Source organism: Pseudomonas sp. W17 (genome assembly GCF_040268305.1).
Taxonomy (GTDB): domain Bacteria; phylum Pseudomonadota; class Gammaproteobacteria; order Pseudomonadales; family Pseudomonadaceae; genus Aquipseudomonas; species Aquipseudomonas protegens.
The window spans coordinates 2,782,906-2,801,004 of record NZ_CP158490.1; the positions used below are offsets into that span (position 1 = coordinate 2,782,906).

The 18,099-nt window shown below is 62.5% G+C and carries 21 protein-coding genes; 10 read left to right on the forward strand and 11 right to left on the reverse strand.

The window, feature by feature from the left end; genetic code table 11:
• Nucleotide 1: 1 nt before the first annotated feature.
• The 4 genes from modC to ABCR88_RS13070 form a co-directional block, all read right to left on the reverse strand.
• Complete coding sequence (gene modC / locus ABCR88_RS13055) at nucleotides 2-1,084, reverse strand: molybdenum ABC transporter ATP-binding protein (protein ID WP_041118550.1); 1,083 nt, start codon at nucleotides 1,082-1,084, stop codon at nucleotides 2-4.
• Between the two features lie 4 nt (nucleotides 1,085-1,088).
• Nucleotides 1,089-1,769, reverse strand: a complete 681-nt coding sequence (modB, locus tag ABCR88_RS13060; RefSeq protein WP_015635894.1) for a molybdate ABC transporter permease subunit — start codon at nucleotides 1,767-1,769, stop codon at nucleotides 1,089-1,091.
• Nucleotides 1,770-2,537: a molybdate ABC transporter substrate-binding protein gene (gene modA / locus ABCR88_RS13065; RefSeq protein ID WP_236187233.1), complete on the reverse strand. Its 768-nt coding sequence runs from the start codon at nucleotides 2,535-2,537 to the stop codon at nucleotides 1,770-1,772.
• A gap of 173 nt (nucleotides 2,538-2,710) precedes the next feature.
• Nucleotides 2,711-3,775: a nitronate monooxygenase family protein gene (locus ABCR88_RS13070; RefSeq protein ID WP_325984812.1), complete on the reverse strand. Its 1,065-nt coding sequence runs from the start codon at nucleotides 3,773-3,775 to the stop codon at nucleotides 2,711-2,713.
• Between the two features lie 214 nt (nucleotides 3,776-3,989).
• Between ABCR88_RS13070 and ABCR88_RS13075 the strand changes: the two genes are divergently transcribed.
• On the forward strand, nucleotides 3,990-4,478 hold the full coding sequence (locus tag ABCR88_RS13075; RefSeq protein WP_011061692.1) for a GyrI-like domain-containing protein: 489 nt from the start codon (nucleotides 3,990-3,992) through the stop codon (nucleotides 4,476-4,478).
• Here the strand turns inward: ABCR88_RS13075 and ada are convergent.
• From ada to ABCR88_RS13100, 5 genes are all read right to left on the reverse strand, one after another.
• Nucleotides 4,430-5,515: a bifunctional DNA-binding transcriptional regulator/O6-methylguanine-DNA methyltransferase Ada gene (gene ada / locus ABCR88_RS13080; RefSeq protein ID WP_350404682.1), complete on the reverse strand. Its 1,086-nt coding sequence runs from the start codon at nucleotides 5,513-5,515 to the stop codon at nucleotides 4,430-4,432. The two genes, ABCR88_RS13075 and ada, sit on opposite strands and share 49 nt — an antisense overlap.
• Nucleotides 5,516-5,600: 85 nt before the next feature.
• On the reverse strand, nucleotides 5,601-6,281 hold the full coding sequence (alkB, locus tag ABCR88_RS13085) for a DNA oxidative demethylase AlkB (protein WP_350404683.1): 681 nt from the start codon (nucleotides 6,279-6,281) through the stop codon (nucleotides 5,601-5,603).
• A complete protein-coding gene (locus ABCR88_RS13090) occupies nucleotides 6,271-6,987 on the reverse strand; it encodes a 2OG-Fe(II) oxygenase (protein WP_350022801.1) in 717 nt (238 codons plus the stop codon). The genes alkB and ABCR88_RS13090 overlap by 11 nt, the downstream gene beginning before the upstream one ends.
• Before the next feature lie 103 nt (nucleotides 6,988-7,090).
• On the reverse strand, nucleotides 7,091-7,261 hold the full coding sequence (locus ABCR88_RS13095; protein WP_350022800.1) for a hypothetical protein: 171 nt from the start codon (nucleotides 7,259-7,261) through the stop codon (nucleotides 7,091-7,093).
• 29 nt (nucleotides 7,262-7,290) lie between these two features.
• A complete protein-coding gene (locus ABCR88_RS13100) occupies nucleotides 7,291-7,593 on the reverse strand; it encodes a DUF1883 domain-containing protein (protein WP_011061687.1) in 303 nt (100 codons plus the stop codon).
• Nucleotides 7,594-7,804: 211 nt separating this feature from the next.
• Here ABCR88_RS13100 and ABCR88_RS13105 point away from each other — a divergent pair, with 211 nt between their 5' ends.
• The 4 genes from ABCR88_RS13105 (at nucleotide 7,805) to ABCR88_RS13120 (ending at nucleotide 10,321) form a co-directional block, all read left to right on the forward strand.
• On the forward strand, nucleotides 7,805-8,155 hold the full coding sequence (locus ABCR88_RS13105; RefSeq protein WP_041118543.1) for a hypothetical protein: 351 nt from the start codon (nucleotides 7,805-7,807) through the stop codon (nucleotides 8,153-8,155).
• 298 nt (nucleotides 8,156-8,453) lie between these two features.
• The gene (locus tag ABCR88_RS13110; protein ID WP_041118542.1) at nucleotides 8,454-9,104 is read left to right on the forward strand and encodes a c-type cytochrome; all 651 of its coding nucleotides are present in this window, start codon (nucleotides 8,454-8,456) and stop codon (nucleotides 9,102-9,104) included.
• On the forward strand, nucleotides 9,101-10,021 hold the full coding sequence (locus tag ABCR88_RS13115; protein ID WP_350404685.1) for a c-type cytochrome: 921 nt from the start codon (nucleotides 9,101-9,103) through the stop codon (nucleotides 10,019-10,021). The genes ABCR88_RS13110 and ABCR88_RS13115 overlap by 4 nt, the downstream gene beginning before the upstream one ends.
• 69 nt (nucleotides 10,022-10,090) lie before the next feature.
• Nucleotides 10,091-10,321: a hypothetical protein gene (locus ABCR88_RS13120; RefSeq protein ID WP_011061683.1), complete on the forward strand. Its 231-nt coding sequence runs from the start codon at nucleotides 10,091-10,093 to the stop codon at nucleotides 10,319-10,321.
• Between the two features lie 14 nt (nucleotides 10,322-10,335).
• Here ABCR88_RS13120 and ABCR88_RS13125 read toward each other — a convergent pair whose 3' ends face one another.
• Nucleotides 10,336-10,617 (reverse strand): hypothetical protein, encoded by a 282-nt coding sequence (locus ABCR88_RS13125; protein WP_011061682.1) that lies wholly within the window; start codon nucleotides 10,615-10,617, stop codon nucleotides 10,336-10,338.
• Nucleotides 10,618-11,081: 464 nt separating this feature from the next.
• Between ABCR88_RS13125 and galU the strand changes: the two genes are divergently transcribed.
• Nucleotides 11,082-11,921, forward strand: a complete 840-nt coding sequence (galU, locus tag ABCR88_RS13130) for a UTP--glucose-1-phosphate uridylyltransferase GalU (protein WP_011061681.1) — start codon at nucleotides 11,082-11,084, stop codon at nucleotides 11,919-11,921.
• A gap of 130 nt (nucleotides 11,922-12,051) precedes the next feature.
• On the forward strand, nucleotides 12,052-13,410 hold the full coding sequence (gorA, locus tag ABCR88_RS13135) for a glutathione-disulfide reductase (protein WP_041118540.1): 1,359 nt from the start codon (nucleotides 12,052-12,054) through the stop codon (nucleotides 13,408-13,410).
• Here the strand turns inward: gorA and ABCR88_RS13140 are convergent, their stop codons facing one another.
• Nucleotides 13,411-14,418 (reverse strand): DNA-binding protein, encoded by a 1,008-nt coding sequence (locus tag ABCR88_RS13140; RefSeq protein ID WP_011061679.1) that lies wholly within the window; start codon nucleotides 14,416-14,418, stop codon nucleotides 13,411-13,413.
• Between the two features lie 180 nt (nucleotides 14,419-14,598).
• Between ABCR88_RS13140 and ABCR88_RS13145 the strand changes: the two genes are divergently transcribed.
• The 3 genes from ABCR88_RS13145 to ahpF all read left to right on the forward strand — a co-directional run bounded on the left by ABCR88_RS13145 (nucleotide 14,599) and on the right by ahpF (nucleotide 17,942).
• Complete coding sequence (locus tag ABCR88_RS13145) at nucleotides 14,599-15,537, forward strand: site-specific integrase (protein ID WP_011061678.1); 939 nt, start codon at nucleotides 14,599-14,601, stop codon at nucleotides 15,535-15,537.
• A 151-nt stretch (nucleotides 15,538-15,688) separates the two neighbouring features.
• The gene (gene ahpC / locus ABCR88_RS13150) at nucleotides 15,689-16,252 is read left to right on the forward strand and encodes an alkyl hydroperoxide reductase subunit C (RefSeq protein WP_011061677.1); all 564 of its coding nucleotides are present in this window, start codon (nucleotides 15,689-15,691) and stop codon (nucleotides 16,250-16,252) included.
• A gap of 124 nt (nucleotides 16,253-16,376) precedes the next feature.
• Entirely contained in the window at nucleotides 16,377-17,942 is a 1,566-nt protein-coding gene (gene ahpF / locus ABCR88_RS13155) for an alkyl hydroperoxide reductase subunit F (protein WP_350404686.1), read from the forward strand.
• Nucleotides 17,943-18,099 lie beyond the last annotated feature (157 nt).

The following is an 18,099-nucleotide window of genomic DNA, read 5'->3' on the forward strand; positions in this document are numbered from 1 at the left end:
TTTACGCCAGGACGGCCACTGCCTTGATCTGTGCCCAGAGTTGCTGCCCGGGGTGCAGGCTCAACTGGTCCCGGGAGAAGCGGGTGATGCGCGCCAGCAACGGGCTGCCCGCCACGTCCAGACGCACCAGCACATGGGCGGCGTTGTCCGCGGGGATTTCGTCGCGCACCGTTACCGGCAGGCGGTTGAGGATGCTGCTGTGCTCGCTGTCCTGCAGGCTCAGGCTGACGTCCCGGGCCTGGACCTTGAACCGCAAGGCCTTGCCCAGTGCCAGAGGCTCGTGGGCCACGCGGATCGTCAGCTGGCTGCCGGGCAGTTGCAGGGTCAGCAACTGGTAGTCCGGGTCGTAATGGCTGACCCGGCCTTCCACCACCACGCCCGCGTCGTCACCCAGGGCCAGGGGCAGGTCCAGGCGCGCCAGGGTCTCGCCCACGGGGCCGCTGGCCAGGGCCCGGCCATCGCTGAGCAGGACGATATGGTCGGCCAGGCGCGCCACTTCATCCTGGGAGTGGCTGACGTACAGCACCGGGATATCCAGCTCGTCGTGCAAGCGTTCCAGGTAGGGCAGGATCTCGCTTTTGCGTTTTGAATCCAGGGCCGCCAGGGGCTCGTCCATCAGCAGCAGCCGCGGGCTGGTGAGCAGCGCCCGGGCAATGCCGATGCGCTGGCGCTCGCCGCCGGAAAGGTGCTGCGGGTGGCGCTGCAGCAGGTGGCCGATGCCCAGCAGTTCAGTGGCCTGGGCCATGTCCACCCGGCGTTGGGCCTTGGCAATGCGCCGCAGGCCGAATTCCAGGTTGGCTTGCACGGACAGGTGGGCGAACAGGCTGGCCTCCTGGAACACATAGCCCAGGGAGCGCTTGTGGGGCGGGACGAACAGCTTGCGCTGGCTGTCCTGCCAGACTTCGTCATTGATCTGGATGCGCCCGCGGCCGGCTTTTTCCAGGCCGGCGATGCAGCGCAGGCAGGTGGTCTTGCCCGAGCCCGAATGTCCATACAAGGCTGTTACCCCGCGCCCTGGCAGTTGCAGGTCGAGATCCAGGGCGAAGTCGTGGTAGCCCAGGTGCAGCTTGACGTGAATGCTCATCGGCTCAGCTCCAGCCGGCTTTGGTCTTGCGGCTGGAGTACAGCGCCAGCAGCACCAGGAACGAGAACACCAGCATGGCCCCGGCTAGCCAATGGGCCTGGGCGTATTCCATGGCCTCGACGTGATCGTAGATCTGCACTGAGACCACCCGGGTCTTGTTGGGGATGTTGCCGCCGATCATCAGCACCACGCCGAACTCGCCGACGGTGTGGGCAAAGCCGAGAATCGAGGCTGTGATGAAGCCTGGCCGCGCCAGGGGCAGGATCACCGTGAAAAAGGTGTCCCAGGGGTTGGCGCGCAGGGTTGCGGCCACTTCCAGGGGACGGCTGCCAATGGCAGAAAAGGCATTTTGCAACGGCTGTACCACGAAGGGCATGGAGTAGATCACCGAGCCCAGCACCAGGCCGGCAAAACTGAACGTCAGGGTGCCCAGCCCCAGGGACTGGGTGAACTGGCCGAAGAAACCGTTAGGCCCCAGAGCCAGCAACAGGTAGAAACCTATCACCGTGGGTGGCAGCACCAGGGGCAGTGCCACCACGGCGCCGATCGGCCCCCGCAGCCAGGAGCGGGTGCGCGACAGCCACAGGGCTATCGGAGTGCCGACCACCAGCAGGATCAGCGTGGTCAGGGACGCCAGCTTGAGGGTCAGCCAAATGGCGGAAAAATCGGCACTCGACAGGCTCATTTACAGTTGGTAGCCGTAGGACTTGATCACCGCGGCGGCTTTTGGCCCCTTGAGGTAGTCCACCAGTGCCTTGGCGGCCGGGTTGTCCTTGCCCTTGTTGAGGATGACCGCGTCCTGCTTGATCGGGTCGTGCATCTGGGCCGGGACGATCCAGGCCGAACCGCTGGTGACCTTGCCGTCCTTGTAGATCTGCGACAGGGCGACGAAGCCCAGCTCGGCATTGCCGGTGGAAACGAACTGATAGGCCTGGGTGATGTTCTGGCCTTCGACGATCTTGTCCTTGACCTTGTCGGTCAGGCCCAGCTTGGCCAGTACCTGGGTTGCGGCCAGGCCGTAAGGCGCGGCTTTCGGGTTGGCAATGGACAGATGCTGGTACTGGTTGTCCTTGAGCACCTGGCCCTTGGCGTCGACGTAGCCGTCCTTGGCCGACCACAGGGCCAGGGTGCCAATGGCGTAGGTGAAGCGCGAGCCCTTGACGATGTCGCCTTCGCTTTCGAGCTTTTGCGGGGTGCTGTCGTCGGCGGAGAGGAAGACTTCAAAAGGCGCGCCGTTCTTGATCTGGGTATAGAACTGCCCGGTAGCGCCGTAGGCGGCCACCAGTTTGTGCCCGGTATCTTTCTCGAAGTCGGCGGCAATCGCCTGGATCGGTGCGGTGAAGTTGGCGGCCACCGCGACCTGGACTTCATCGGCCTGGGCCGAACCCAGGGCGAAGATAGCGAGCAGGGCGGCGAGGCAAGTCGGGGCAAAACCTGAGGCGCGAAGGTTCATCAAACAGCTCCATTGGGGGACGGATGCGTTGGGCAGTGAGTTATTGGAAGGGGCCTGCACCAAGGCGAGGTAGAGTCGCTATATAGTGGAATATATAGCGATTTGTCGATGAACGGAACTCTGTTGCCAGTGCTTGTTGCCCGGGCCGCGATGTGGATCGCGGCTCTAGTGAATCAGCGTCTGCGCAGTTGTGCCAGGGTTTGTTCGGCCAGGCGCAGGGTCAGTTCGTAGGCGGGCAGTTCCACCCCCAGGCGCAGGGCCTGGCCGGACCAGAGGTTGGCGAAGTCCGCCTCGTCCTTGGCACGCAGCGGCATCAAGGCGCCGCCGGCCCGGGGGAAGGCCGGCGCCAACGGGCTGATGGGGCCGATTTCGCGCATGACGCGGTTGACGATGCCCCGGGCCGGGCGCCCGGTGAACAGGTTGGTCAACGCGGTTTCGCTTTCCTTGGCGTGGCGCAGGGCATAGTGGTGGGTGGCGCTGACCTTGGCTTCCGGGGTGAACAGGTAGGCAGTGCCCAGTTGCACCGCCGAGGCTCCCAGGGCCAGCGCCGCGACGATGCCCCGGGCATCGCCGATGCCGCCGGCGGCAATCACCGGCAGTTGCACCGCGTCGACGATCTGCGGCACCAGGGCCATGGTGCCGACCTGGCTGTTGAGATCGTCGCCGAGGAAGATTGCCCGGTGGCCGCCGGCTTCGTAGCCCATGGCGATGATCGCGTCGCAGCCGCGCTCCTCCAGCCAGAGCGCTTCATCGACGGTGCTGGCCGAGGACAGCACCTTGGCTCCGGTGGCCTTGACCCGGGCCAGCAACGAAGGCTCTGGAAGGCCGAAGTGGAAACTCACGACTTCAGGGCGCAACTCTTCCACCAGTTGGCAGGTGCTCTCATCGAAGGGCGCGCGGTTGCTGACCGGGGTCGGCGCATCGAAGTCGGCGCCCAGTTCGCGATAGTAGGGCTCCAGGGCGTTCTTCCAGCGTTGCTCGTGTTCGGCATCGACGGGCTGCACCTGGTGGCAGAAGAAGTTCAGGTTCAACGGGTTCTGCGTGGCTGAGCGAATCACCTGTACTTCCTGGCGGATCTGCCCGGCGTCGAGCATGGCGCAGGGCAGGGAGCCCAGAGCACCGGCCCGGGAGGCGCCGATCACCATGGCGGAGCCGGAGGGGCCGGCCATGGGCGCTTGGATGATGGGCAGGGCGATACCCAGCAGGTCTAAGAGGCGGCGATCAGTCCATTGGCTCATTTGCGGGAATTCTCCGTCGGCAGGTTTAGACGATGCAGCCCGTGGTTTTTATCAGGAGATGGCGCCCCGAGGCCAGCTGACTTTTCCACGGGGCTCGATTCCAGGCCTTTGCAACCGGTACAGCGGCCGCTGCCGACGGCTGTCGGCAGCGTCGATCCGGCGCTAGACTGCGGCGGATATTTTTCCTCATCGCACCCCTCAAGGAAGGCTGACCATGGATGTAAAACTGCGTGAAGTACTGCCGTTCAGCGTTGCAGGCCTGCAAGTAAGGACCCTCAACGCCGCCGAGCAACAGGCCGACAGCGCCCGGATCGGGCCGATGTGGCAGCGCTTCTATGTCGAGGGGCTGTTCGACAAGATCAGCCCTCGCCAGGCTGATTCGTTCGTCTATGGCGTCTATTCCAACTACGAGTCCGATGCCAGCGGGCACTTCGACGTGACCGCCGGAGTGGCGCTGGAAGGTGCCTGCGCCGACTACCCGAGCGTGGCTGTCCAGGGCGGGGACTACCTGGTGTTCAGTGCCAAGGGCGCGATGCCCGATTGCGTGATCCAGACCTGGGGGCTGATCTGGGCCTACTTCCAGGACAACCCCCAGGTCCGACGCGCCTTCGCCACGGATTTCGAGGTCTACACCAGTGCCGATTCGGTGGCGATCTACATCGGCATCGAGGCCTCGCAGGCCGCTTCGCGCTCCAGCAACTGACGCTTGCGTTCCACACCCCAGCGGTAGCCTGAAAGGCCGCCGTCGCTGCGTACCACCCGGTGGCAGGGAATGGCCACCGCCAGGCTGTTGGCCGCGCAGGCCTGGGCCACGGCGCGCATGGACTTGGGCGCGCCAATGCGCTGGGCAATTTCGGCGTAGCTGGCGGTGCTGCCCAGAGGAATGCTCCTCAGGGCCTGCCATACCCGCTCCTGGAACACCGTGCCCTGCAGATCCAGGGGTAGGTCCAGGCCAATGGCCGGGGCTTCGATAAACCCCACTACCTGGGCGACCAGGCGCTCGAAATCGCGGTCGGCACCGATCAGGTTGGCCCGGGGGAACTTGTCCTGCAGTTGCTCCAGCAGCGGGCCGGGTTCATCCCCCAGGAGAATCGCACACACACCGCGCGCGCTTTGCGCCACCAGTATTGCCCCCAGGGAACACTGGCCGAGGGCGAAGCGGATATCGGTGTTGGGGCCGCCGGCGCGGTAGTCGCTGGGCGTCATGCCCAGCAACTGGTCGGCCGCTTCGTAGAAACGGCTGTTGGAGTTGAAGCCGGCGTCATACAGGGCTTCGGTGATCGACTGGCCGCGTTCCAGGTGGGAGCGCACCTTGCGTGAGCGTTGCGCGTTGGCATAGGCCCGTGGGGTCAGCCCGGTGGCGGCCTTGAACACTCGGTGAAAGTGATAGCTGCTCATGCCGGCCTGCTGCGCCAGCTGGCCCAGGCTGGGCGGTATTTCGGCGCCCTCGATCTGCCGGCAGGCCAGCGCCACCAGCGAGGCATGGTGCGCCGCGACCTGGGTCTGGTCACTGGCCAGGCGTTTGCTCGGGCGGTAGCCGGCGGCTTCGGCTTGCTCGGCACTGTCGAAGAATTCGACATTCTCGGCCTTGGGCAAGCGCGACAGGCTGCTGGGGCGGCAATAGACGCCGGTGGTGCGCACGGCGTAGACAAAGCTGGCGTCGGCGCTGGCATCGCGCTTGAGCACGGCTTGCCAGCGGGGGTCCTGTTCGATGCGGTGCTTGCGCGACAAGGCGGTCATGGTCGGTACTCGGTTAGCGGTGGCGGCCAGATTAACCAAGGCGGGGCCGTTCGGCACTCCGGGGCTTGCGCTTGAATTCTCAACCTCAGCCGGCCCGGCGCAAGGTCAGGTTGATCCGTTGCTGGCCCAACAGCGGGTGGTGGCCATCCTTGAGGGCCAGCACTCCGTGATAGCGCAGGCGGTCGACGCCGCCCCAGACCACCACATCGCCATGCAGCAGCGCGACCCGCTGGCTCTTGTCGCTGCGCTGCCGGCCGCCGAAGAGAAAAATCGCCGGCAGGCCCAGGGACAGGGACACGATAGGGGCCGAGTAGTCGCGCTCGTTCTTGTCCTGATGCAGTGACATCTTTGCCCCCGGCCGGTAGCAGTTGATCAGGCATGAGTCCGGGGCGAACCCGGGAAAGCCGGCCGCCTCGGCTGCGGCTTCGGCCAGCTCCTGGAGCACCTTGGGCAGTGCTGGCCAGGGGCGCTGGCTTTGCGGGTCGATGGGGCTATAGCGGTAGCCGCTGCGGTCGGTGGTCCAGCCCAGTTGCCCGCAACTGCTGAGGCTCACCGACATGGTGAAGCCGCCGGGCGTCTGCATCTGGCGAAAGGGCGCAGCGGCGAGCACGGCATCGAGTTGCGGCAGCAGCGTTTTGACCCAGGGCAGGGCGAAGCCACGCAAGACCCGGGACTCTGGGCCCAGGACCTCGACGCGGGCAGGCTGCTGCAGGTCGCTGTCACTGAACAGCCCGAGGGTGGCTGGGCCGTCATCATTACAGTGCATCGTGAAAAATCACTCCAAGGGTATGGCGCTGGCCACTGTGAACGCGGCTGACACCGTGGCGCAAGGTCACCCGATAGTGCCCGCGCGCTCCGGCTACCGGGCGATGATGCACGGCGAAAACCAGCCCATCACCCTGCTTCAGACCAATGACCTGCGGCCGCGATTGCATGCGTGGGCGCTGTTCGGTGAGCACCAGTTCACCGCCGCTGAAGTCGCTTCCCGGCTGCGACAACAGGAAGGCCACTTGCAAGGGGAATACGTGCTCGCCGTACAGGTCCTGGTGTAGGCAGTTGTAGTCCCCGGGGCCGTATTGCAGCAGCAAGGGCGTCGGGCGCAACTGCCCGGCCTTGTGGCAGCGCTGGATGAAGGCGGCGTGTTGCGCCGGGTATTGGACGTCGATATTCATCAGGCGGTTCCAGCGGTTGGCCTGGTCCACCAGGCGCGGGTAGAGCAACTGGCGCAATTGCGCCACGGGCTCCGGCAGCGGATAGCCAAAATACTGGTACTGGCCACGGCCAAAGCCATGGCGGGCCATGATCACTTTCGAGCGAAACAACTCGGGGCTCTGGTAAAGCCGGCTCAGGGCCTGGCATTGCGCTGGAGTCAACAGGCCTTCGAGGCGGGCGCAGCCGTCCTGGTCGAGGGCCTGCTCGATGCGGGCCCAATCCAGTTGTTGCAGGCGATCATGTAGCGAGGGGGCAGGCATGGCGGGAGTGTCCTGGGCGGTAGGGAACCCGGCCAGTCTGCGGCACGGGTGGCCGCGGAACACTCCGTTGCTTGCGCTTGAATCGGTGGTGCGCAGCGGCGCTCTACAAGGCCTTGCTGACGCTGACGTCGCTGATGACATCGTCGGACTGGCCATGCAGCGCCTCGAGGGCGGCCCGGGCTTCTTCCTCGGAGCCGGCCTGCAACTGGGCGAATTCGAAGCGGCGCTCACCGTTGAGCTTGTATTTGATGACGTACTTGGTGGTCTGGGGCACGGGGCTACCTGTTGTCGCGAGGGGAGGGCTTAGCGCAGTTTCGAGCTGGAGCGGCGAATGATGCGGATCGAATGCGTCAGGTTCGGCTTGCGGGTCACGCTGATGGGCCGGCGGTTGACGGTGTCGATGGTGATGTTCCAGAAACCGGTGCTGGGGGCGGTGATCTTTGCCGGGAACTTGTCGAAGGCGCCGCCGTGATAGGTATGACGGCCGCCGTTCTTGAAGCTGCGGAAGTTGGCGTCGCTCATCAGGCGAATGTTGCAGACCTGGGAGCATTCGATGACGACGATATCGTCTTCGTTCAGGTGCTCGCGCTGGTGGATGAATTTCATGGGCGCCTCCAGAAGGGCTATAGCTACAAAAGCAAAAAACGTTTGCGTGGGCGGTGGCGCAGTTTATCAGGCCCAAAGGAGTATTATTCGGCCCCGGCGTCGAGCTTTGACAATTTAAAACAGTTATTTGGATTTTTATCGGCGATAAAGCCGTGCCTCCGGAGAAAAACAGCGCCTTTGCTGTCGGAGGGACTTTATTGGAGATTTTTATATGAAGCGCTGGGTGTGGGTTCTGGTCTTGGCCATCGGCGGTTGCGCAAGCGTCTCGGACATCAACCAGACACCGCCAACCCTGAGCGTGATTTCCGGCAAGAAGCCTCAGGAATACGCCAAGTGCCTGGCTGACAAGCTCTCCGGCAGCCGCGGCGCGCTGCAGGTCGAGCCACACAAGGACGGCTTTCGGGTACTAGTGCCCCAGAGCCTGTCGCCGGCCCCGGCTGCGGTGTTCTACATTGAGGCGCGTTCCGGTGGCAGCAGCATCAAGCTGCACGAACAGTTGAGCAACAACCCGTTGCGCCCTCAGGATGTGCGCAAGGCCGGTGAAGACTGTATCTCCGGCTAAGCCGTTGCTCCATGCGGGTGACAGGCCCCGGTTACCCGCTTGCATCCCTTCTCCAGACTTTGCCCCACGCCCCGGGTAGCGCCACCAAGCGCGGCCCGGGGCTGCTTTTGCGTGGGTAGAAGCCTTGTTGCACTGCGGCGATTAGCCGCTTTTTTTCGCCTGGTAAAACCTTGTGTTGCTGTTCGGTATTCGATAGGCGTGGGGGCAATTTCGCGTTGTCCCGGTGGATCAATTGACCTACTATTTGTGTGCTTATGCCATGCAGGTCTAAGCATATAACTAGAATAATGGAGTCCATATGATCCCACTGGATCGAATGCTATTGAGTGGCCTGATGCTGCTGTTGGTTCAAACTGCCCATGCCGTGGAGGGGCAGAAAGTCTTTACCCAGGGAGGCGCCCAGCCGGGGGCGACGGCTTGCCTGGCCTGCCATGGCGCCGATGGCATGGGCCTGGCTCCGGCCGGGTTTCCACGTCTTGCAGGGTTGCCGGCGGGCTATCTGGGCAAGCAGTTGCACGACTTTCGCAGCGGCGCCCGCACCAGCCCTGTGATGCAACCCCTGGCCAAGGCCTTGAGTGAAGAGGAAATCACCGCGGTCACCACGACCCTGGCCGCCATGCCTGCGCCCAAGCTGGTTCCTGTCAGCCGTAGCCAGGTGGCCACCGGTGTCGGTGAGCGTCTGGCCCTGCGTGGTGCCTGGGAACGGCAAGTGCCCGAGTGCGTCAGTTGCCACGGACCGGGTGGCGTGGGCGTCGGTACCGCCTTCCCACCCCTGGCCGGGCAGCCTGCCAGCTACCTCGTGGCACAGCTCAACGCCTGGCGTGAAGGTACTCGCCACAACGACCCCAATGACCTGATGGGGCACATCGCCAAATCCCTGAGCGCCGAAGAAGTGGCTGCCGTGGCGGACTACTTTGCAACCTTGAACTCCCAGGAGGCGCGCCCATGAAACTATTGATTCCAGGGGCGCTGCTGAGCCTGCTCGCGATCCAGGTCCAGGCGGCCACCATCGCCATGGAGGACCAGTCGCAGATCCCGGCGCCGAGCGCTTCCACCCATGTCGAGTACTTCAAGCCGCCGGCTGAAAGCGAGCTGCCGGACAATGCCTACGGCAAGCTGGTACGCGAAGGCTACGCCCTGTTCGTCGATACCAAGCGCCTGGCGCCGCAGTTCGTTGGCAACGGCCTCAATTGCAGCAATTGCCACCTTGATCAGGGGCGCCTGGCCAACTCGGCGCCACTGTGGGGCGCGTACCCGATGTACCCGGCCTATCGCAAGAAGAACGACAAGGTGAATACCTTTGCCGAGCGCCTGCAAGGCTGTTTTCAGTTCAGCATGAACGGTGGCAAGCCGCCGGCGGCGGACAGTCCGCAGATTACCGCGCTGTCGGTGTATGCCTACTGGCTGGCGAGCAAGGCGCCGCTGGGCGTCGAGCTGCCTGGGCGCGGGTATCCCGACGTGGCGCAGCCCGCCAAAGGCTACGACCTCAAGCAGGGTGCGGCGGTGTATCAGGCGCAGTGTGCGGTTTGCCACGGTGACAACGGCCAGGGCCAGAAGGCCGGTGCGGATTACGTGATGCCGCCACTCTGGGGCAAGGATTCCTACAACTGGGGTGCAGGAATGCACCGGATCAATACTGCGGCGTCCTTCATCAAGCACAACATGCCTCTGGGCAAGGGCGGCATCCTGAGCGATCAGCAGGCCTGGGACGTGGCGGCGTTCGTCAACAGCCACGAGCGGCCGCAGGACCCGCGCCTGGTAGAGGGTTCCATCGAGAAGACCCGGGTCAAGTTCCACGCCAATGACGGGGTGAATTTGTACGGTCAGACGGTAGAAGGCGTGCTGATAGGCCAGGGCATCCGATAAACTAGCGCCCATTGTTTCCGGTGCCGCCCGGGCTCACGCCTGGGCGGCATCGATTTTTTGGGAGAAAGCATGAAGCGGGAAGATGTCAGGGCAAAGCATGCAGAGGGCTTGATCTCTGCCACCCACGTGATCCAGAACCCCGCCAATTCAGGGGAATGGATTGTGTTTTTCAAGAAGAGCGCCGGGCGCAGCTATTTTCTGGTGGACGATAGCGACGAGGTGGAATCTTTCTGCCGTCTCGACGACCTGATCGAAACCATTCGTGGCCTGGGCATCAAGTTCGCCGAAATTCATATGTAGAGGGCGTGCGCCTTCTACTTGCAGACCACCACTACGCTGCGGCTTTTATAGTTGCCCACATCGACCCCTAGGGTCTTGTCGCTTTCCTTGGTGGCGGGCGTGCCGACAGTGCTGACGATCCGATAGCCGGTGCCGGCGCAGGAGGCCTCGGCTTTCTCGTAACAGCTGGCCCAGGAGCTGGCCTCGCCAGAGCAATCGATGCTCAGGCCTTGTTCGCCATTGGCCAGGTAGGTATTGGAGGCGGTGGCACATCCACTCAGGGCCAGTACTGCGGTGACAGTGAAAAGTCTGTTCATGGGGGATTTCGTCATCTGAGGGGGAGGGGGTGAAGTGGCCGTGCATGCCAGTGGCGATGCTATAGCTAATGGCCATTTCGGTACAGCACGTCACCTTAGTCCTGCGCGGGCCTGCAAAAGTGCCGCAGCCCCTCTGGGTGAGGGAGTTGTGGTGCCTGCGGGTGAACACGCCAGGGTGAAAAGGGTGCCATCATGGAGTCCGGATGGCCCGCCTTGGCCGTTGAGTCGAGGGTGTGCCTGGTCGATGCCTGGGGCATTCCGGCAACCCTGTGCAGGTGCCGGTTTACAAGCGCTGCGCGGTGATGGAGGTTTACCTGGCAGGCTATCTGGAGGATGCTGCGGAACTATCCGGCACTTTATTTCTCTATGATGGCAGCGGTTAGCCAGCGCGGGGCATTGTAAGGCGCTCGCGCCCTCATTAGACTGCGCCGAAACTCGTACACACAGCCTTTTTAAGGACTCATATGATCAAGAAATGCTTGTTCCCAGCAGCCGGTTACGGTACTCGCTTCCTGCCAGCGACTAAAGCCATGCCTAAAGAAATGCTGCCGGTGGTGAACAAGCCACTGATCCAGTACGGCGTTGAAGAAGCGCTGGATGCCGGATTGAATGAAATCTCCATCGTGACCGGCCGCGGCAAGCGCGCCCTCGAGGACCACTTCGACATCAGTTACGAGCTGGAAAACCAGATCAAGGGCACCGACAAGGAGAAATACCTGGTTGGTATCCGCAAGCTGCTGGACGAGTGCTCGTTCTCCTACACTCGCCAGACCGAAATGAAAGGCCTGGGCCACGCCATTCTGACTGGCCGCCCGCTGATCGGTGACGAACCCTTCGCCGTGGTACTGGCGGACGACCTGTGCGTCAACCTCGAAGGCGACGGTGTACTGACCCAGATGGTCAAGCTGTACAAGCAGTTCCGCTGCTCGATCGTGGCCATCCAGGAAGTCGATCCGCAGGAAACCAACAAGTACGGCGTGATTGCTGGCGAGATGATCCGTGACGACATCTACCGCGTTCACAGCATGGTCGAGAAGCCAAAGCCGGAAGACGCACCGTCGAACCTGGCGATCATCGGTCGTTACATCCTGACTCCGGACATCTTTGACCTGATCGAGCAGACCGAGCCGGGCAAGGGTGGCGAGATCCAGATCACCGACGCCCTGATGAAGCAGGCGCAGAACGGCTGCGTGATGGCCTACAAGTTCAAGGGCAAGCGTTTCGACTGCGGTGGTGCCGAAGGCTACATCGACGCAACCAACTTCTGCTTCGAGAACTTCTACAAGACCGGCAAGGCTTACTGATAGCCGCTGCACTGGTTTTTCGGAAAAGCCACCTTCGGGTGGCTTTTTCATTTGTCGCCCTTATGTAGACCTCTGCGCTGACCCGATCGCCATCTGCGGTTATGCTTGTCAGCCTGCCTGGGAGAGTGAAATGGCCTACGATTTTGATCTTTATGTAATTGGTGCCGGTTCCGGCGGTGTGCGCTGCGCGCGATTCGCGGCGGGTTTTGGCGCGAAGGTCGCGGTCGCTGAAAGCCGCTATCTGGGCGGTACCTGTGTCAACGTCGGCTGCGTGCCGAAAAAGCTGCTGGTGTACGGCGCGCACTTCGCCGAAGACTTCGAGCAGGCCTCGGGTTTCGGCTGGTCCCTGGGTGAGGCGAATTTCGATTGGGCGACCCTGATCGCCAACAAGGATCGCGAAATCAATCGCCTCAACGGCATCTACCGCAATCTGCTGGTCAACAGCGGCGTGACCCTGCATGAAGGCCACGCCAAGCTGATCGATCCGCACCAGGTAGAGGTCAACGGCCAGCGCTACAGCGCCAAGCACATCCTCATTGCCACCGGCGGCTGGCCACAGATCCCGGATATCCCGGGGCGTGAGCATGCCATCAGTTCCAACGAAGCCTTCTTCCTCAAGGAGCTGCCCAAGCGCGTGCTGGTGGTGGGCGGCGGCTACATCGCGGTGGAGTTTGCCGGGATCTTCCATGGCCTGGGTGCCGATACCCAGCTGTTGTATCGCGGTGAGCTATTCCTGCGCGGTTTCGACGGTGCAGTGCGCAAGCACTTGCAGGAGGAGCTGACCAAGCGTGGTTTGGGCCTGCAGTTCAATGCCGACATCGAGCGCATCGACAAGCAGGCCGACGGCAGTCTTGAGGTCACCCTCAAGGATGGTCGCAAGCTGGCCGCCGATTGTGTGTTCTATGCCACCGGGCGCCGGCCGATGCTGGACAACCTGGGGCTGGAGAATACCGGCGTGAAGCTCGACAAGCGCGGTTTCATCGAAGTGGACGAGCAGTATCAGAGCAGTGAGCCGTCGATCCTGGCGATTGGCGATGTCATCGGCCGCGTGCAACTGACGCCGGTGGCCCTGGCCGAGGGTATGGCCGTGGCTCGGCGCCTGTTCAAGCCCGAGCAGTACCGTCCCGTGGATTACCAGATGATTCCTACGGCGGTGTTCAGCCTGCCGAACATCGGTACCGTCGGCCTCACCGAAGAGCAGGCGCGAGAAGCGGGGCACAAGGTGCAGATCTTCGAGAGCCGCTTCCGGCCGATGAAACTGACCCTGACCGACTGCCAGGAACGCACCCTGATGAAGCTGGTGGTGGACGCCGACAGCGACAAGGTCCTGGGGTGCCACATGGTCGGCCCGGATGCCGGTGAAATCGTTCAGGGCCTGGCAATTGCCCTGAAGGCGGGGGCGACCAAGCGCGACTTCGACGAAACCATCGGCGTGCACCCGACGGCCGCCGAAGAGTTCGTCACCATGCGTACGCCTGTCGCGGGCTGATCAAGCCTTCGCAGGTGCGTCTGGCTGGGCCTTGGTGGCAGCAGCCAGGCGCAACGCCTCCAGGCCGGCCTCGGCCTTGGTGGCGCGCAACTCCATCTCCTTGCTCGATCGAGCCTGTTTCCTGGTTTGTTCCTTGAGTGCCTGAACTTCTTCCTGGGCAACGCGCAGGCGCTCCTGGAGCAGGGTGCTTTCGCTGTCCTGGCGGGCGACCTGTTCGCTCAGGCGGGCCTGTAGCGCCGAGTTCTTGCTGGCGGCATCCTGGGCTTGCTTGAGCTCTTTGTGGATGGCGCGCTGTTCGCTGAGCAGGCGCTCGTTATCGCGATGCAGTTGGGTGATCTCGTCCTGGCGTACCAGCGCGCTCTGTTGGGCCTGGCGCAGCTCCATCTGGATCTGTTGCAACTGCCCTTCGTGGCGGCGCTGCTCCTGTTCGCGCTGTTCCTTGCTGGCCGCGCGGTAGTGCTCCAGGGCGTCCCGGGCATGCAGGTGCTTTTCCTCCAGGGAGTGGATCTGCTGCTCCTTGTCCTCCAGCCGCAGCTCAAGGCCCTTGAGTGCCTGGTTGAGTTCGGCGTTGCGGGTCTGTTCGCTCTGCAGCATGGAGCGAGTGTCTTGCAGGGCGGCGCTTTCCCCGGCCAGGGCGCTGGCCTGAATCTGCAACTGCTGTTGCAACTGCTCCTGAAGCTGGTGGGCTTCGTTCAACTGGTGTTCCAGCACCTGCTTCTGTTCTTCGAAGTGGGCGAGGGCTTGCTCCAGGGGTTCCTGGGCCTGCTCCTGCAGACGTTGCGCCAGGCGCCCCACCAGTTCGCCCAGCTCTTGGTCCAGGGGCGCAGGGCCGCTGTCACGCCGGCTGGCGCCGTCATCCAGCTCCTTGAGATAGCGGTGGATGGTGGTTTTCGAGCCGGTATTGCCCATTTCGATGCGTACTGCGTCGATGCTGGGGTGTTCGCCGCGGGCAAGAATCGCCTGACGCGCTTTCTTCACCACCGCCTTGTTTATACCTCCGCGAGCCATGCATCCTCCGACGATTTAGTACTGTGTTACGTGGTATGTAATTACATTGAATTGTACAGCAGATGGGAAATTATCAAAAGCCTGAAACTGACATGGGATATTATGGTATTACCCCGTGTGATGGGCGCTGAGGGCGGTTTTCGCCAGCCATCGCCGTACATTTGCCTGAGTTGAGCTGCCATGAGCGAGCTGGATCGTTATCTGCAAGCCGCCACCCGCGACAACACCCGTCGCAGCTATCGGGCGGCCATCGAGCATTTCGAAGTGCAGTGGGGCGGTTTCCTTCCGGCTACGGCCGAAAGCGTGGCCCGCTACCTGGCCGCCTATGCCGGTGAGCTGTCGATCAATACCCTGCGGTTGCGCCTGTCGGCCCTGGCCCAGTGGCACAGCAGCCAGGGCTTTGCCGACCCGACCAAGGCACCGGTGGTGCGCCAGGTGTTCAAGGGCATCCGTGCGCTGCACCCGGTACAGGAAAAACAGGCGCAACCCTTGGAGCTGCAGCACCTGGAACAGGTCGTCGCCTGGCTAGATGAGGAGGTGGCGAGTGCCGCAGCTGAACAGCGCCAGGGGGATCTGTTACGTGCCCGGCGTGATCGGGCGCTGATCTTGCTGGGCTTCTGGCGCGGCTTTCGCAGTGATGAGCTGTGCCGCTTGCAGATCGAGCATGTGCAAGCGGTGGCCGGGTCGGGCATCAGCCTCTACCTGCCCCGCAGCAAGAGTGACCGTGACAACCTTGGGCGGACCTTTCACACCCCGGCCTTGCTGCGCCTGTGCCCGGTGCAGGCCTATATCGAGTGGATCAACAGCGCGGCGCTGGTGCGCGGGCCGGTGTTTCGCGGCATCAACCGCTGGGGGCGCCTGAGCGAGCAGGGGTTGCATGCCAATAGCGTGATCGCGTTGCTGCGCCAAGCCCTGGAGCGTGCCGGTATCGCTGGCGAACACTACACCAGCCATTCCCTGCGCCGGGGCTTCGCCACCTGGGCGCACCGCAGCGGTTGGGATCTGAAATCACTGATGAGCTATGTCGGCTGGAAGGACATGCAGTCCGCCATGCGCTACGTCGAGGCCAACCCGTTCATGGGCATGGCGCGCATCGGCGAGAAGCCGGTACAGCAGTAGATTAAGGTTTCTTCTATTAATACTGTTGGCTGATAGTCAAAACCAATCGACAGCATCAGGTTTGCCAATGAGCCAAGGGGCGATTCATTGGTTAGGATTCTCCCCATCAAGTTTTCACCCAATGTTCTCAACCACTGATGGAGAGTCAACGATGCCTATCATCAACAGCCAAGTTAAACCCTTCAAAGCTACCGCATTCAAAAACGGCGCATTCGTCGAAGTGTCGGACGCCGATCTGAAAGGCAAATGGTCTGTCGTGTTCTTCTACCCGGCTGACTTCACCTTCGTGTGCCCAACCGAGCTGGAAGACCTGGCCGACAACTACGCCGAATTCCAGAAGCTGGGCGTCGAGATCTACAGCGTTTCTACCGACACCCACTTCGCCCACGCTGCCTGGCACAACACTTCGCCAGCCATCGGCAAGATCCAGTACACCATGATCGGCGACCCGACCCTGGCCATCTCCCGCAACTTCGATGTGCTGATCGAAGAAGCCGGTCTGGCTGACCGCGGCACCTTCGTGATCAACCCTGAAGGGCAGATCAAGATCGTTGAAATCAACGACGGCGGTGTAGGCCGTGACGCTTCCGAGCTGCTGCGCAAGATCAAGGCCGCTCAGTACGTCGCTGCTCACCCAGGCGAAGTCTGCCCAGCCAAGTGGAAAGAAGGCGAGGCCACCCTGGCTCCGTCCCTGGACCTGGTCGGCAAGATCTAAGCCCATGCATTACCCAAGGGCGGTGATCCGCACTTAAGTCAGCTGCACCGCCCTCAAACAACGCCCGGGCGAGATTCGCTCGGGCGTTGTTTTTTCTACCGAATCAAAACAGGAAATCGCCCGTATGTTGGACGCCAATCTTAAAGCTCAGTTGAAGTCTTACCTGGAACGGGTCACCCAGCCGATCGAGATCGTAGCCTCCCTCGACGACGGTGCGAAATCCCAGGAAATGCTCGCGTTACTCAAAGACATTGTCAGTCTTTCCAACCAGATTACCTTGCTCGATAACGGCAGCGACGCGCGCAAGCCTTCGTTCTCGTTGAATCGCCCGGGAAGTGATATCAGCCTGCGTTTCGCCGGTATTCCCATGGGCCACGAATTCACCTCCCTGGTGTTGGCCTTGCTGCAAGTGGGTGGTCATCCATCCAAGGCCAGTGCCGAGGTGATCGAGCAGATCCGCTCGCTCAAGGGCGAGTTCAATTTCGAAACCTACTTCTCGCTGTCCTGCCAGAACTGCCCGGACGTGGTCCAGGCGCTGAACCTGATGGCGGTGCTCAACCCCAACATCCGTCACGTGGCCATCGATGGCGCGCTGTTCCAGGCTGAAGTCGATGAACGCAAGGTCATGGCGGTGCCCAGTGTCTACCTCAATGGCGTGAACTTCGGCCAGGGGCGCATGGGGCTGGAGGAAATCCTCGCCAAGCTCGACACCGGTGCGGTGGAGAAGCAGGCGCAGAAACTCAACGCCAAGGAAGCCTTCGACGTGCTGGTGGTCGGCGGTGGTCCAGCGGGTGCTTCGGCAGCCATCTATGCCGCTCGCAAAGGCATCCGTACCGGTGTGGCTGCCGAGCGTTTCGGTGGCCAGGTGCTGGACACCATGGCGATCGAGAACTTCATCTCGGTGCAGGCAACTGAAGGGCCGAAGCTGGCCGCCGCCCTGGAAGAGCACGTCAAGCAGTACGACGTCGACATCATGAACCTGCAGCGGGCCAGTGCCCTGGTGCCGGCCAAGGAAGTCGGCGGCTTGCACGAGATCCAGTTCGAAAGCGGCGCCAGCCTCAAGGCCAAGTCGTTGATCCTGGCGACCGGTGCCCGCTGGCGCGAGATGGGCGTGCCGGGTGAGCAGGAATACAAGGCCAAGGGCGTGTGCTTCTGCCCACACTGCGACGGCCCGCTGTTCAAGGGCAAGCGTGTGGCGGTGATTGGCGGCGGCAACTCCGGTGTCGAAGCGGCCATCGACCTGGCGGGTATCGTCAGCCACGTGACCCTGCTGGAGTTCGACAGCAAGCTGCGGGCAGATGCGGTGTTGCAGCGCAAGCTCTTCAGCCTGCCCAACGTCAAAGTCATCACCAGCGCCTTGACCAGCGAGGTGAAGGGTGACGGCCAGAAGGTCACCGGCCTGGCCTACAAGGACCGTGATTCGGGCGAGTTCCACACGGTGGACCTGGAAGGCATCTTTGTGCAGATCGGCCTGTTGCCCAACACCGATTGGCTCAAGGGCACCGTCGAGCTGTCGCCTCGTGGCGAGATCATCGTCGATGCCCGCGGCGAGACTTCTCTGCCTGGGGTATTTGCTGCAGGTGACGTCACCACGGTGCCCTACAAGCAGATCGTGATAGCCGTGGGCGAGGGCGCCAAGGCTTCCCTCAGTGCATTCGATCACTTGATCCGTACCTCTGCACCGGCTTGATCGGTCGCTTAGAAAAACAAAACCCCATGAGCCTGGCTCATGGGGTTTTTTATTGCTGTGCCGGCAGGCACCGGCTTGCCACTGAACAGATCGCTGGATCTTGCGCCGCTCTTGAGAACGGGTTCGCTGACAAGCCGGTTTCTACACAGGCCAGCTC

Excerpts from the sequence above, each read along its gene's own strand:
- ABCR88_RS13125 (WP_011061682.1), bottom strand. The coding sequence starts at position 10,617 with ATGAACAGACTTTTCACTGTCACCGCAGTACTGGCCCTGAGTGGATGT.
- ABCR88_RS13100 (WP_011061687.1), bottom strand. The coding sequence starts at position 7,593 with ATGAAATTCATCCACCAGCGCGAGCACCTGAACGAAGACGATATCGTC.
- ABCR88_RS13075 (WP_011061692.1), top strand. The coding sequence starts at position 3,990 with ATGGATGTAAAACTGCGTGAAGTACTGCCGTTCAGCGTTGCAGGCCTG.
- ABCR88_RS13120 (WP_011061683.1), top strand. The coding sequence starts at position 10,091 with ATGAAGCGGGAAGATGTCAGGGCAAAGCATGCAGAGGGCTTGATCTCT.
- ABCR88_RS13145 (WP_011061678.1), top strand. The coding sequence starts at position 14,599 with ATGAGCGAGCTGGATCGTTATCTGCAAGCCGCCACCCGCGACAACACC.
- gorA (WP_041118540.1), top strand. The coding sequence starts at position 12,052 with ATGGCCTACGATTTTGATCTTTATGTAATTGGTGCCGGTTCCGGCGGT.
- galU (WP_011061681.1), top strand. The coding sequence starts at position 11,082 with ATGATCAAGAAATGCTTGTTCCCAGCAGCCGGTTACGGTACTCGCTTC.
- modA (WP_236187233.1), bottom strand. The coding sequence starts at position 2,537 with ATGAACCTTCGCGCCTCAGGTTTTGCCCCGACTTGCCTCGCCGCCCTG.
- ada (WP_350404682.1), bottom strand. The coding sequence starts at position 5,515 with ATGACCGCCTTGTCGCGCAAGCACCGCATCGAACAGGACCCCCGCTGG.
- ABCR88_RS13110 (WP_041118542.1), top strand. The coding sequence starts at position 8,454 with ATGATCCCACTGGATCGAATGCTATTGAGTGGCCTGATGCTGCTGTTG.
- modC (WP_041118550.1), bottom strand. The coding sequence starts at position 1,084 with ATGAGCATTCACGTCAAGCTGCACCTGGGCTACCACGACTTCGCCCTG.
- ABCR88_RS13140 (WP_011061679.1), bottom strand. The coding sequence starts at position 14,418 with ATGGCTCGCGGAGGTATAAACAAGGCGGTGGTGAAGAAAGCGCGTCAG.
- ABCR88_RS13090 (WP_350022801.1), bottom strand. The coding sequence starts at position 6,987 with ATGCCTGCCCCCTCGCTACATGATCGCCTGCAACAACTGGATTGGGCC.
- ABCR88_RS13105 (WP_041118543.1), top strand. The coding sequence starts at position 7,805 with ATGAAGCGCTGGGTGTGGGTTCTGGTCTTGGCCATCGGCGGTTGCGCA.
- ahpF (WP_350404686.1), top strand. The coding sequence starts at position 16,377 with ATGTTGGACGCCAATCTTAAAGCTCAGTTGAAGTCTTACCTGGAACGG.
- modB (WP_015635894.1), bottom strand. The coding sequence starts at position 1,769 with ATGAGCCTGTCGAGTGCCGATTTTTCCGCCATTTGGCTGACCCTCAAG.
- ABCR88_RS13115 (WP_350404685.1), top strand. The coding sequence starts at position 9,101 with ATGAAACTATTGATTCCAGGGGCGCTGCTGAGCCTGCTCGCGATCCAG.
- alkB (WP_350404683.1), bottom strand. The coding sequence starts at position 6,281 with ATGCACTGTAATGATGACGGCCCAGCCACCCTCGGGCTGTTCAGTGAC.
- ABCR88_RS13070 (WP_325984812.1), bottom strand. The coding sequence starts at position 3,775 with ATGAGCCAATGGACTGATCGCCGCCTCTTAGACCTGCTGGGTATCGCC.
- ahpC (WP_011061677.1), top strand. The coding sequence starts at position 15,689 with ATGCCTATCATCAACAGCCAAGTTAAACCCTTCAAAGCTACCGCATTC.